The sequence below is a fragment of the Streptomyces sp. NBC_00876 genome, assembly GCF_045207435.1.
Taxonomy (GTDB): domain Bacteria; phylum Actinomycetota; class Actinomycetes; order Streptomycetales; family Streptomycetaceae; genus Streptomyces.
Genome location: NZ_CP108800.1, coordinates 7022855 through 7034542, shown reverse-complemented (window position 1 = coordinate 7034542; position 11688 = coordinate 7022855). Strand labels below are relative to the sequence as shown.

At 70.8% G+C, this 11688-nt stretch carries 9 protein-coding genes; 6 read left to right on the top strand and 3 right to left on the bottom strand.

What is annotated here, in order from left to right:
- Positions 1-3: 3 nt before the first annotated feature.
- Positions 4-903 carry a 2-hydroxy-3-oxopropionate reductase gene (locus OG782_RS30795; RefSeq protein ID WP_406456540.1) on the top strand — a complete coding sequence of 300 codons (900 nt, stop codon included), beginning with the start codon at positions 4-6 and terminating at the stop codon, positions 901-903.
- Positions 904-1190: 287 nt separating this feature from the next.
- Positions 1191-2648, top strand: a complete 1458-nt coding sequence (locus tag OG782_RS30790; protein ID WP_406456538.1) for a catalase — start codon at positions 1191-1193, stop codon at positions 2646-2648.
- 620 nt (positions 2649-3268) lie between these two features.
- Here the strand turns inward: OG782_RS30790 and gcl are convergent.
- Positions 3269-5053 (bottom strand): glyoxylate carboligase, encoded by a 1785-nt coding sequence (gene gcl / locus OG782_RS30785; RefSeq protein WP_406456536.1) that lies wholly within the window; start codon positions 5051-5053, stop codon positions 3269-3271.
- Positions 5054-5341: 288 nt separating this feature from the next.
- On the opposite strand from gcl, the gene OG782_RS30780 reads away from it, so the two are divergent.
- The 3 genes from OG782_RS30780 to OG782_RS30770 all read left to right on the top strand — a co-directional run bounded on the left by OG782_RS30780 (position 5342) and on the right by OG782_RS30770 (position 6946).
- Positions 5342-6055, top strand: coding sequence for a hypothetical protein (locus tag OG782_RS30780; RefSeq protein WP_406459358.1), 714 nt, complete (start codon positions 5342-5344; stop codon positions 6053-6055).
- Positions 6056-6102: 47 nt separating this feature from the next.
- A complete protein-coding gene (locus OG782_RS30775; protein WP_406456534.1) occupies positions 6103-6639 on the top strand; it encodes a GNAT family N-acetyltransferase in 537 nt (178 codons plus the stop codon).
- Between the two features lie 76 nt (positions 6640-6715).
- Positions 6716-6946 (top strand): hypothetical protein, encoded by a 231-nt coding sequence (locus OG782_RS30770; RefSeq protein WP_406456532.1) that lies wholly within the window; start codon positions 6716-6718, stop codon positions 6944-6946.
- Between the two features lie 28 nt (positions 6947-6974).
- Here the strand turns inward: OG782_RS30770 and OG782_RS30765 are convergent, their stop codons facing one another.
- Both OG782_RS30765 and OG782_RS30760 read right to left on the bottom strand, forming a co-directional pair.
- Positions 6975-8582 (bottom strand): AMP-binding protein, encoded by a 1608-nt coding sequence (locus OG782_RS30765; protein ID WP_406456530.1) that lies wholly within the window; start codon positions 8580-8582, stop codon positions 6975-6977.
- On the bottom strand, positions 8579-10255 hold the full coding sequence (locus OG782_RS30760; RefSeq protein WP_406456528.1) for an AMP-binding protein: 1677 nt from the start codon (positions 10253-10255) through the stop codon (positions 8579-8581). The genes OG782_RS30765 and OG782_RS30760 overlap by 4 nt, the downstream gene beginning before the upstream one ends.
- Before the next feature lie 128 nt (positions 10256-10383).
- Between OG782_RS30760 and OG782_RS30755 the strand changes: the two genes are divergently transcribed.
- Positions 10384-11226 carry a response regulator transcription factor gene (locus OG782_RS30755; RefSeq protein WP_406456526.1) on the top strand — a complete coding sequence of 281 codons (843 nt, stop codon included), beginning with the start codon at positions 10384-10386 and terminating at the stop codon, positions 11224-11226.
- Positions 11227-11688: the final 462 nt, after the last annotated feature.

Sequence of the window (11688 nt, the reverse complement as noted above, 5' to 3'; positions counted from 1 at the left end):
CTCATGAGCAACAACCTCCCCAAGGTTGCGTGGATCGGGCTCGGCATCATGGGCTCGCCCATGTCGGAGAACCTGATCAAGGCCGGTTACGACGTCACCGGTTACACCCTGGAGCAGGACAAGGTCGACCGGCTGGCCGCGGCCGGCGGCACCGGCGCGGGCTCGATCGCCGAGGCGGTCAAGGACGCCGACGTGGTCATCACGATGGTGCCCGCCTCCCCGCAGGTCGAGGCGATCGCGTACGGCCCCGAGGGCATCCTGGAGAACGCGAAGCGCGGCGCGCTGCTGATCGACATGTCCTCGATCACCCCGCAGACCTCCGTGGACCTGGCGAAGAACGCCCGCGAGAAGGGCATCCGGGTCCTGGACGCCCCCGTCTCCGGCGGCGAGGCCGGCGCCATCGAGGCCGTGCTGTCCATCATGGTCGGCGGCGAGCAGGCCGACTTCGACGCCGCGAAGCCGGTGCTCGACGCACTGGGCAAGACCATCGTGCTCTGCGGTCCGCACGGTTCGGGCCAGACGGTGAAGGCGGCCAACCAGCTGATCGTCGCCGTCAACATCCAGGCCTGTGCCGAGGCCGTCGTCTTCCTGGAGAAGTCCGGGGTCGACCTCGCCGCCGCGCTCGACGTCCTCAACGGCGGACTGGCCGGCTCGACCGTACTGACCCGCAAGAAGGACAACTTCCTGAACCGGGACTTCGCTCCGGGTTTCCGGATCGACCTGCACCACAAGGACATGGGCATCGTCACGGACGCCGCCCGCAACGTCGGTGCCGCGCTGCCCGTCGGTGGTGTCGTCGCCCAGCTCGTCGCCTCGCTGCGCGCGCAGGGCGACGGCGGCCTGGACCACTCGGCGCTGCTGCGCTCGGTGGAGCGCCTGTCCGGTCAGCCCGTCCAGGACTGATCCGCAGCGGCCGGGCCCGTCACGGGCCCGGCCGGCACCACCTCCGCCGGGTGCGTATCCCCCGGCCCCACAGACTTCCGGACGGCGTCGGCGCTGACACCTGTCCTGTCGCGCCCAGGCGTCGACGCCGTCCGGAACACCTCTTCACGCACCTTGCCACACCTCTTCACCAAGAATTTCAACAAACTGTTGACGTCGGGTTCGGGGCGTACTTACGCTCCTGGAGCCCCTACGCCCCCAGGCCGTCGCAGTTCAGCAGCTCCCGTACGGAAGGTCGCCCCGACACCATGACGCAGCGTGTGCTTACGACCGAGTCAGGCGCCCCGGTCGCCGACAACCAGAACTCCGCCACCGCAGGCGTCGGTGGCCCGATCCTCCTCCAGGACGGTCACCTCCTGGAGAAGCTCGCCCGCTTCAACCGGGAGCGCATCCCGGAGCGCGTGGTGCACGCCCGGGGCTCCGGCGCGTACGGCTACTTCGAGGTGACCGACGACGTCACCGGCTTCACCCGCGCCGACTTCCTCTCCGAGGTGGGCCGCCGCACCGAGACGTTCATCCGCTTCTCCACGGTCGCCGACTCGCTCGGCGGTGCGGACGCGGTACGCGACCCGCGTGGCTTCGCGCTCAAGTTCTATACGGACGAGGGCAATTACGACCTCGTCGGCAACAACACCCCGGTGTTCTTCATCAAGGACCCGATCAAGTTCCCCGACTTCATCCACTCGCAGAAGCGCGACCCGTTCACGGGCCGTCAGGAGCCGGACAACGTCTGGGACTTCTGGGCGCACGCCCCCGAGGCGACGCACCAGGTCACCTGGCTGATGGGCGACCGCGGCATCCCCGCCTCGTACCGCCACATGAACGGCTACGGCTCGCACACCTACCAGTGGACGAACGCCGCGGGCGAGGCCTTCTTCGTCAAGTACCACTTCAAGACGAACCAGGGCGTGCGCTCCCTCTCCGCCGACCAGGCCGCCGAGCTCGTCGGCAAGGACGCCAGCTCCCACCAGACGGACCTGCTCCAGGCGATCGAGCGCGGCGTGAACCCGTCCTGGACACTGCACGTGCAGGTGATGCCGGCCGCCGAGGCCGCGGACTACCGCTTCAACCCGTTCGACCTCACCAAGGTGTGGCCGCACAGCGACTACCCGCTCCAGCGGGTGGGCCGGCTGGTCCTGGACCGCAACCCGGACAACGTCTTCGCCGAGGTGGAGCAGGCCGCGTTCTCCCCGAACAACTTCGTGCCCGGCATAGGTCCCTCGCCGGACAAGATGCTCCAGGGCCGGCTGTTCGCCTACGCGGACGCGCACCGCTACCGGCTGGGCGTCAACCACACCCATCTGCCGGTGAACGCGCCGCGCACCGCGGTCGTCGACAACTACGGCCGCGACGGGCTGCACGCCACGCGCAACGGTGCGCGGCACGACAAGAACTACGAGCCCAACTCGTACGCGGGCCCGGCCCAGACGGAAGCGGCGCACTCCGCGCCGCTGGCCGTGCAGGGCTGGACCGGCACGCACGAGGCGCCCGCCCACACCAAGGACGACGACTTCTTCCAGGCGGGCGAGCTGTACCGGCTGATGTCGGACGACGAGAAGGGCCGGCTGATCGCCAACATCGCGGGCGGCCTGTCCCAGGTCACGCGCGACGACGTGATCGAGAAGAACCTCGCCCACTTCCATGCCGCGGATGCCGAGTACGGCAAGCGCGTGGAGGAGGCCGTCCGCGCCCTGCGCGAGGACTAGGCCCTGGGTAAAGCCCTGCCTGCGCCGTCGTGCCCGCCCGGATGAGGGGTTGCGCGGGGCGCGGGCAGGACGAGGCCGCGGCGGTGGTGCGATGCCAGTGCGGTGGTGCGGGGTGGTGGTCCCGGCTCCTGACCTGAAGGAACCGGGGCCCGCCGCCCCCTCGCACCTCGCCGCGGCCCCTGTCATTCCCCTGTTCCAGGGCGTGGAGTACGGATTACGGTCCCGTACTCCACGCCCTTTCGCGTGCGCGGCCCCTGGGTGGCCGGTTCCGTCCTCAATCGCCGGACGGGCTTGGAATGCCGCACCGGGCCAGGCCCCTGCGAGTTCGGGACCCCCGCCCTGACGGTTCCGTCCTCGAACGCCGGAGGGGCTGGGGTTGCTCTGCCGGAGGGACTGGGACACCGCCACACCGGCCGGGTTGCCGCCGCCGGACGGATCGGTTTGCGCCGCCGGATGGCTGGGACCGTCCGCAGGGCGGGCCGGACTACGCTGCGGACGCCCGGCGAGATCAAGCCCGTCCGGCGATTGAGGACATCTTTCAGCCCGTCCGGCGATTGAGGACACAACGATGCGGCCCCCGCCCCCGTCGAACGGGAGCCGGGGCCGCAGGCCCGGACGGGTCAGGCTGTCGTGAACGGCCGGATCGCCGTCGGCGCGTGGCCCGGCTCCGTCGCCACGTCCTCGAACTCGTTGACCGACGCGATATCCGTACCGCTCATCGCGATGTTCGTGACCCGCTCCAGGATCGCCTCGACGACCACCGGCACCCGGAACTCCGCCGCCAGTTTCTTGGCCTCCTCGAAGGCCGGCAGCAGCTGGTCCGGCTCGGTGACCCGGATCGCCTTGCAGCCCAGGCCCTCGACGACCTTGACGTGGTCCACGCCGTAGACGCCCAGCTCCGGCGAGTTGAGGTTCTCGAACTCCAGGTTGACCTGGAAGTCGATGTCGAAGTTGCGCTGGGCCTGGCGGATGAGCCCCAGGTAGGAGTTGTTCACCAGGACGTGCACATACGGAATGCGGTGCTGCGCGCCGACCGCGAGCTCCTCCAGCATGAACTGGAAGTCGTAGTCGCCGGAGAGCGCGACGACACAGCCCTCGGGGTCGGCCGTCGCGACGCCCAGCGCCGCCGGGATGGTCCAGCCGAGCGGGCCCGCCTGGCCGCAGTTGATCCAGTGGCGCGGCCGGTAGACGTGCAGCATCTGCGCACCGGCGATCTGGGAGAGACCGATCGTGGTGACGTACCGGGTCTCGGGGCCGAACGCGCGGTTCATCTCCTCGTACACGCGCTGCGGCTTGAGCGGCACGTTGTCGAAGTGGGTGCGCCGCTGGAGGGCCGCCCGGAGCTCCTGTGTGGACGCGGCCCACTGGGCACGGTCCTTCAGCCTGCCGGCGGCCTTCAGCTCGCGTGCGACCTCGATGAACAGTTCCAGCGCGGCCTTGGCGTCGGAGGCGATACCCAGGTCGGGGGCGAAGATCTTGCCCAGCTGGGTGGGCTCGATGTCGACGTGGACGAACTTCCGGCCCTGCGTGTAGACGTCCAGCTTGCCGGTGTGGCGGTTGGCCCAGCGGTTGCCGATGCCGAGGACGAAGTCGGACTCCAGGAAGTTCGCGTTGCCGTAGCGGTGCGAGGTCTGGAGCCCCACCATGCCGGCGTTGAGCTCGTGGTCGTCCGGGAGGATGCCCCAGCCCATCAGGGTCGGGACGACCGGGACGCCGGTCAGCTCTGCGAACTCCACCAGGAGTTCGGACGCGTCGGCGTTGATGATGCCGCCGCCCGCGACGAGCAGCGGGCGCTCGGAGGCGTTCAGCATCTCCAGCGCGCGCTCGATCTGCTTGCGGCTCGCGGCGGGCTTGTGGACGGGCAGCGGCTCGTACAGATCGGGGTCGAACTCGATCTCGGTGAGCTGCACATCGATCGGCAGGTCGATGAGGACCGGGCCGGGACGGCCGGTGCGCATCAGGTGGAAGGCCTGCTGGAAGACGCCGGGGACCTGCGCGGCCTCCAGGACGGTGGTGGCCGCCTTGGTGACCGGCTTGGCGATCGACGCGATGTCGACGGCCTGGAAGTCCTCCTTGTGGAGCACGGCGGTCGGGGCCTGGCCGGTGATGCACAGGATCGGGATCGAGTCCGCGATGGCGGAGTACAGGCCGGTGATCATGTCGGTGCCGGCCGGTCCCGACGTACCGATACAGACACCGATGTTCCCCGCGCGGGCCCTGGTGTAGCCCTCCGCCATGTGGGAGGCGCCCTCGACGTGGCGGGCGAGCGTGTGATGAACCCCGCCGGAGGCCTTGAGGGCCGCGTAGAAGGGGTTGATCGCCGCGCCCGGCACACCGAACGCGTTGCTGACGCCTTCGCGCTTGAGGATCTCAACTGCCGCTCGGGCAGCGGTCATTCGAGGCATTGAGTGCTCCTGCTCGGACCTGGGTGGAGTCGGGCTCTGTCGCGCCACCTGAGAGCACCAATTCCGTATTACGGAAGTTTGATTCTGCTATACGGAAGCAAATCTAAAGTGCGCCCGGACAGGCGTCAAGAGAGGCGGTCCCGGAGCGGCCGGATCGGAGGCGTCCGGGCGAAGTACCTCAACTCCCTCCCCAGGACCTCGCTCCTGGTGGAGCATGGGGGCACGGAGCGGAGTCGGCGCCCGGCTTCCGGGGCCGGCCGCATCCCCGCGCGCCGGGAGGAGCCCATGGTGGAGTCAGTGCCGGTACGGTGCCCGGCCTGCCGCCGCGATCACGCGTACATCACGCCCGCCTATCCCTGCCCGTGCGGCGCCCCGACGGCCCCGCCCCTGCTGCGCGGCGCCCCGGTCACGCCGATCACGCACCGCACCTGGAACGAGGACTGGGTGACGGTGCGCTGCCGCGGCTGCGGACGGCACGACCAGTGGCCGCAGCCCGAGCTGTGCTGCCCGTGCGGGGCCGTCCTGAGGATCCCGGTCCGCCCCATGGCGCCCCCCGGCCGCACGACCGGTGCGCCGTCCCGGCCGTCGCACATTCCGCTGCCGCGCACGGCGGCGGCCCCGCGGCCGCCGTTCCGGCCGCTGACGATCCGCACCGCGCGCGACGCGGTCGGCGCCGCCGCGCTGTACCTGAAGTGGCTGGGCTACCGCGATGTCGTGCAGCCGGCCGAGCGCCCGTCGTCCCGGATCGACCTGCGGGCGACCGGGCTGATCGCCCAGGTCGACTCCACCACCCGGCCGACCGGGCTGCGCGAGGTCGAATGCCTGTGGCTCAACGCGCTCAACACCTCGGTGTCCGGCGTGTTCTTCTCGCTCGCGGGGTACGCGCCGGACGCCCGGGAGCGCGCCGACGGGCTGCGCATCCCGCTGTTCGTCATGGATCTCACCGGGACCCCGCAACCGGTGAACGGCCCGGCGGACGAGCTGCTCAGCACCGGCGCCTGACCTCGATATCCGCTGCCCTGCCACGGTCGGGCGCGCCATACTGAACCATGCGCATCCGTCCCGCCCGCCGCTCGGATCTCCCGCTGATCCAGGACATCGAGCGCGCCGCCGGCGAACCCTTCCGCACCCTCGGCATGGCCTGTGTGGCCGACGACGACCCGCCGCCGCTGGAGCTGCTGGACGGCTACCGCGGAGCCGGCCGCGCCTGGGTGTCGGCCGGGCCCGACGACCTGCCCCTCGGCTATCTCATCGCCGACGAGGTCGACGGATCCGCCCATATCGAGCAGGTCTCCGTCCATCCGTCGGCCGCCCGCCGCGGGCTGGGGAGCGGCCTCATCGACCATGCGGGCGGCTGGGCGGCGGCCGGCGGCCTGGGCGCGCTGACGCTGACGACGTTCTCGCACGTCCCGTGGAACGCGCCGTACTACCGGCGGCTCGGCTTCCGGGTACTGCCGGAGGCCGGACTCACCGACGGGCTGCGCAAGATCCGGGCCGAGGAGGCCGAGCACGGCCTGGACCGGTGGCCGCGGATCTGTATGCGCCGCGACGTGCCGTACCTCACAGAAACCACCCGGCCACAGTGAGTGCGATCGGTCACGTTCGAGCCAGGGGCCACAGATGTTCGGTCCTTTGTCAGTGGCGGGCCCTAGAGTGGGGCGCATGGTCTTAACTCCACGGCTTTCCCCGTCTACCGCTGCACCGCGCACCGCGCTCCCGGCGCAACCGGCCCACCCCGCCGCAGTCGAGGCGAACGAGGCGATCCGCGCGCTCGTGGACGCGCGGGCCGGCCAGGACTGGTCCCCCAAGGAGTCCGCGGCGTACGAGGTCCTGCTCATCGAGTGGGCGGCCGCGACGCAGGGCGCCGCCGGCGACATCATCGAAGCCGCCTGACAGCGCCCCGGCGCCTGTCCCCCGGGCCCTACCGGGCGTAGTTCTCCCGCAGTTCGATCTTCCGGACCTTCCCGCTGACCGTCATCGGGAAGGTCTCCAGGATCTGCACCAGGCGCGGAATCTTGTAGTGCGCCAGCTGTCCGCCGCAGAACTCCTGCACCTCGTGCACGGTCGGCGGGTCCGCCGGATCGGCCGGGACGACGCAGGCCAGGATCTCCTCGCCGTACCGCTCGTCCGGCACCCCCACCACCTGCACATCCGCGATCTTGGGGTGGCGGTGGAGGAACTCCTCGATCTCGCGCGGATAGACGTTCTCGCCACCCCGGATGATCATGTCCTTGATCCGGCCGACGATCTGCACATAGCCGTCCTCCCGCATCACAGCCAGGTCCCCGGTGTGCATCCAGCGCCCGGCGTCGATCACCTCCGCGGTCCGCTCGGGCTGCTCCCAGTAGCCGAGCATCACGCTGTAGCCGCGGGTGCAGAGTTCACCGGGCGCGCCGCGCTCGAGGGTCACTCCGGTCGCCGGATCGACGACCTTGACCTCGATGTGCGGCATCACCCGGCCGACGGTGCCGGTGCGGCGCTCCAGGTCGTCGTCGCGGCGGGTCTGCGTGGAGACCGGTGAGGTCTCCGTCATGCCGTAGCAGATGGACACCTCGTCCATGTGCATCTCGGCGACGACCCGCTTCATCACCTCGACCGGGCACGGCGATCCGGCCATGATCCCGGTGCGCAGGGAGGAGAGGTCGTACGAGGCGAAGTCGGGGAGGTTCAGCTCCGCGATGAACATCGTGGGGACGCCGTACAGCGAGGTGCAGCGCTCCTGCTGGACGGCCGCGAGCACGGCCGCGGGCTCGAACGCGGCGGCCGGGATCACGATGCAGGCGCCGTGCGAGGTGATGCCGAGGTTGCCCATCACCATGCCGAAGCAGTGGTAGAAGGGGACCGGCAGACAGACCCGGTCCTCTTCGGTGTAGGCGACCAGCTCCCCGACAAAGTAGCCGTTGTTGAGGATGCTGTGGTGGGAGAGGGTGGCTCCCTTGGGGAAGCCCGTGGTGCCGGAGGTGTACTGGATGTTGATCGGGTCGTCGCAGGACAGCCCGGCCTCGCGTGCGGCGAGCTGGTCCGTGGTCACCGAGCCCGAGACGGCGAGCAGTTCGCCCCAGGAGCGGTCGCCGATGTAGTGAACGGCGCGCAGGGCGGGGCAGTTCGCGCGGACCTCGTCGACCAGGGCCCGGTAGTCGCTGGTGCGGTGCGCGAGCGAGGCGACCAGGAGCGAGATCCCGGCCTGCTTCAGCACGTACTCCAGCTCGTAGGCCCGGTAGGCGGGGTTGATGTTGACCATGACGGCGCCGATGCGCGCGGTGGCGTACTGGACGAGCACCCACTCCGGGCAGTTGACGGCCCAGATGCCGACCCGGTCCCCCTTGGCCACCCCCGAGGCCATCAGCGCACGGGCCAGCTCGTCGACGGCCGAGCCGAACTCGGCGTACGTCCAGCGCCGCCCGGACGGTACGTCGACGAGTGCCTCGCGGTCGCCGAAGGCCTCGACCGCCCGGTCGAGGTTGCGCCCGATGGTGTCGCCGAGCAGCGCGGTGGTCGCGGTGCCGTGGGCGTAGGACGGCCCGGTCACGTCAGGTCCCCCTCGGCGTACTCGGTTCCGGTGCCCCGGGCCGTGCGCTCGCGCAGTTCGATGCGGCGGATCTTGCCGGAGACGGTCTTGGGCAGCTCGGCGAACTCCAGCCTGCGGACCCGCTTGTACGGGGCGAGGACCGCCCGGGAGTGGGCGAAGAGGACCTTGGCGGTGTCCGGTCCGGGCTCCCAGCCCTCGGCGAGCACCACATAGGCCTTGGGGACGGCGAGCCGCACCGGGTCGGGGGCGGGCACGACCGCCGCCTCGGCGACGGCCTCGTGCTCCAGCAGGGCGCTCTCCAGCTCGAACGGCGAGATCTTGTAGTCGGAGGCCTTGAAGACGTCGTCGGCGCGGCCGACGTAGGTGATGTAGCCGTTCTCGTCCCGGGAGCCGATGTCGCCGGTGCGGTAGTAGCCGCCCGCCATGGCCTCGGCGGTGCGGTCCGGATCGCCGTGGTAGCCGGTCATCAGGCCGACCGGGTGGGCCGACAGGTCGAGCGAGATCTCGCCCTCGACAGCGCCGGGCTCACCGCTGACCGGGTCGAGGAGCACGACCTTGAAGCCGGGGCTCGGGCGCCCCATCGATCCGGCCTTCAGTACCTGGCCGGGGGTGTTGGCGACCTGGACGGCGGTCTCCGTCTGGCCGAAGCCGTCGCGGATGGTCACGCCCCAGGCGCGCCGGACCGACTCGATGACCTCGGGGTTGAGCGGCTCGCCCGCCGCGACGACCTCGCGCGGCGGGGTCTTCAGCTGGGAGAGGTCGGCCTGGATGAGCATGCGCCAGACGGTGGGCGGGGCACAGAAGCTGGTGACGCCCGAGCGGTCCATCTCGGCCATCAGCCGGCCGGCGTCGAACCGGGTGTAGTTGAAGATGAACACGGTCGCCTCGGCGGTCCACGGGGCGAAGAGGTTGGACCAGGCGTGCTTGGCCCAGCCGGGCGAGGAGATGTTGAGGTGGACGTCGCCGGGCTTGAGCCCGATCCAGTACATCGTCGACAAGTGGCCCACGGGGTAGGAGACATGGGTGTGCTCGACGAGCTTGGGGCTGGCCGTGGTGCCCGAGGTGAAGTAGAGCATCAGCGGTTCGTCGGGGTCGGTCTCGCGGTCCGCCGTGAAGGTGTCGGGCTGGTCACCGGCCCCGCTGTAGGAGATCCAGCCCTCGGTGTCCGCGCCGACCGAGATCCGGGTGTAGCCGCCGGGCACCTCGTCGAACTTCCCGGTGTCGGCGTCCCTGACCAGGACGTGCCGGACCCGGCCGCGTTCGACCCGGTCGCGCAGGTCGGCGGGGCCGAGCAGCGGGGTCGCGGGGATGACGACGGCACGCAGCTTCATCGCGGCGAGGGCGGTCTCCCAGAGCTCGGCCTGGTTGCCGAGCATGACGAGGATGCGGTCGCCCTCGCGTACGCCCTGGGCGCGCAGCCAGTTCGCGGCCCGGTTGGAGCGGGCCGACATGGCGGCGAAGGACACCTCGGTGCGGGTGCCGTCCTCCTCCACGATGTGCAGGGCGGTGCGCTCGTTGTTCTCGGCGATGACGTCGAACCAGTCGAGCGCCCAGTTGAAGTGGTCGCTGCGGGGCCACCGGAAGCCCTTGTAGGCCGCGGTGTAGTCCTCCCGGTGTTCCAGCAGGAAGTCCCGGGCGGCCCGGAACGTCTCCGTCGCACTGGATGCCGACATGTGCCCTCCTCATTGCGGACCGGACCGGTCTCTTAACATGATGTAAACAGTGACCCAGGTCTCACCACCCCCGAACGGGGGTGCCGCGGGGCTGCATGCCCCCTGGAGCCGGGCGGAGAGGCGTCGGAGTGCCGGAATCGGCCGATGCGGTGGAGATGCAAGCGGCGCTGCAACGGCTGCGCCGGACGAGCGGCCTGCCCGTGGCCTTCGGGGGGCTGCTCTCCGACACCCGCCATGCCAGGATCGCCGAGCTGACCGGGGCGCAGACCACGGCGCTGCGGGGGCTCGTCATCTCGGCCGGCAGCGGCCTGGGCGGCAAGTCGATCGCGCTGTCCCGGCCGTGCGCGGTGACCGATTACCACTCCTCGCGCCACATCAGCCACGAGTACGACACGGCCGTGGCCGCGGAGGGCCTGCGTTCGGTGGTCGCCGTGCCCGTCGTCGTACGCCGCAAGGTACGGGGCGTGCTGTACGGGGCGCTGCGGGAGCCCCTGACGCTCGGGGACCGCACGTTCGACGCGGCGGTCGCGGCGGCCCGTGACGTGGAGCAGGCGCTGGCCGTGCGGGACGAGGTCCAGCAGCTCCTGGCCGTGACCCGGGAGGAGGTCACCGACCCGCGGGCGGTCCCCGGGGCCTGGGAGGACGTCCGGGAGGCGCACCGCGAGCTGCGCGCCCTGGTGCCGAAGGTCCTGGACCCGGCGCTGCGCGACGAGCTGCTCGCGGTGTGCGGGCGGCTCGCCTCGGCGGCCGGTGCCCGGGTGCCGAGGGCGCGGGAGGTGCAGCTGGCGCCGCGCGAGGTCGATGTGCTGGCCTGCGTCGCGGCGGGCGCGACGAACGCGGTGGCCGCGGACCGGCTGGGGCTGCGCCCGGAGACGGTGAAGGGCTATCTGCGCTCCGCGATGCGCAGACTCGGCGCGCACACCCGGCTGGAGGCGGTCGTCGCCGCCCGGCGGGCGGGGCTGCTGCCGTAGGGCCTCTCGTCCGGATCACGCCGGGCTCAGGGCTGTCCGGACGGGTGCCCGGCCCCGCGCACCCCGGGCACACCCTCCCGCACAGAAATCCGCAGAGCCGCGTTTACCGTCCGCTCCCTGTCGGAATTTGCACCGAACCGCTGCGGATAAACCTGTCGGCGCCCTGCTCCTTCGAGCACCTTTCTCGCCGAATGACTAAACGGACCACAGAACCGTCAGCACGGGATTCACCTTTCCCGATAACCCTTCTCGAGCAGAGCACTACCACACCCATGCAACCTACACAGATCATTGCCCGAAAGTGATCGCCCAATACCTTCCGCCACCGGCCGGAGTGCCGGTCACAGCCGCGCCGCAGGATCCCAGGAGCCGGCGGGCCACGATCGGGCGGCTGGAAACAGGCGCAGCGTCCGGCGACTTCCGACCGGTTCACAACCACGCCCCACCCAGCGCGACCGACGC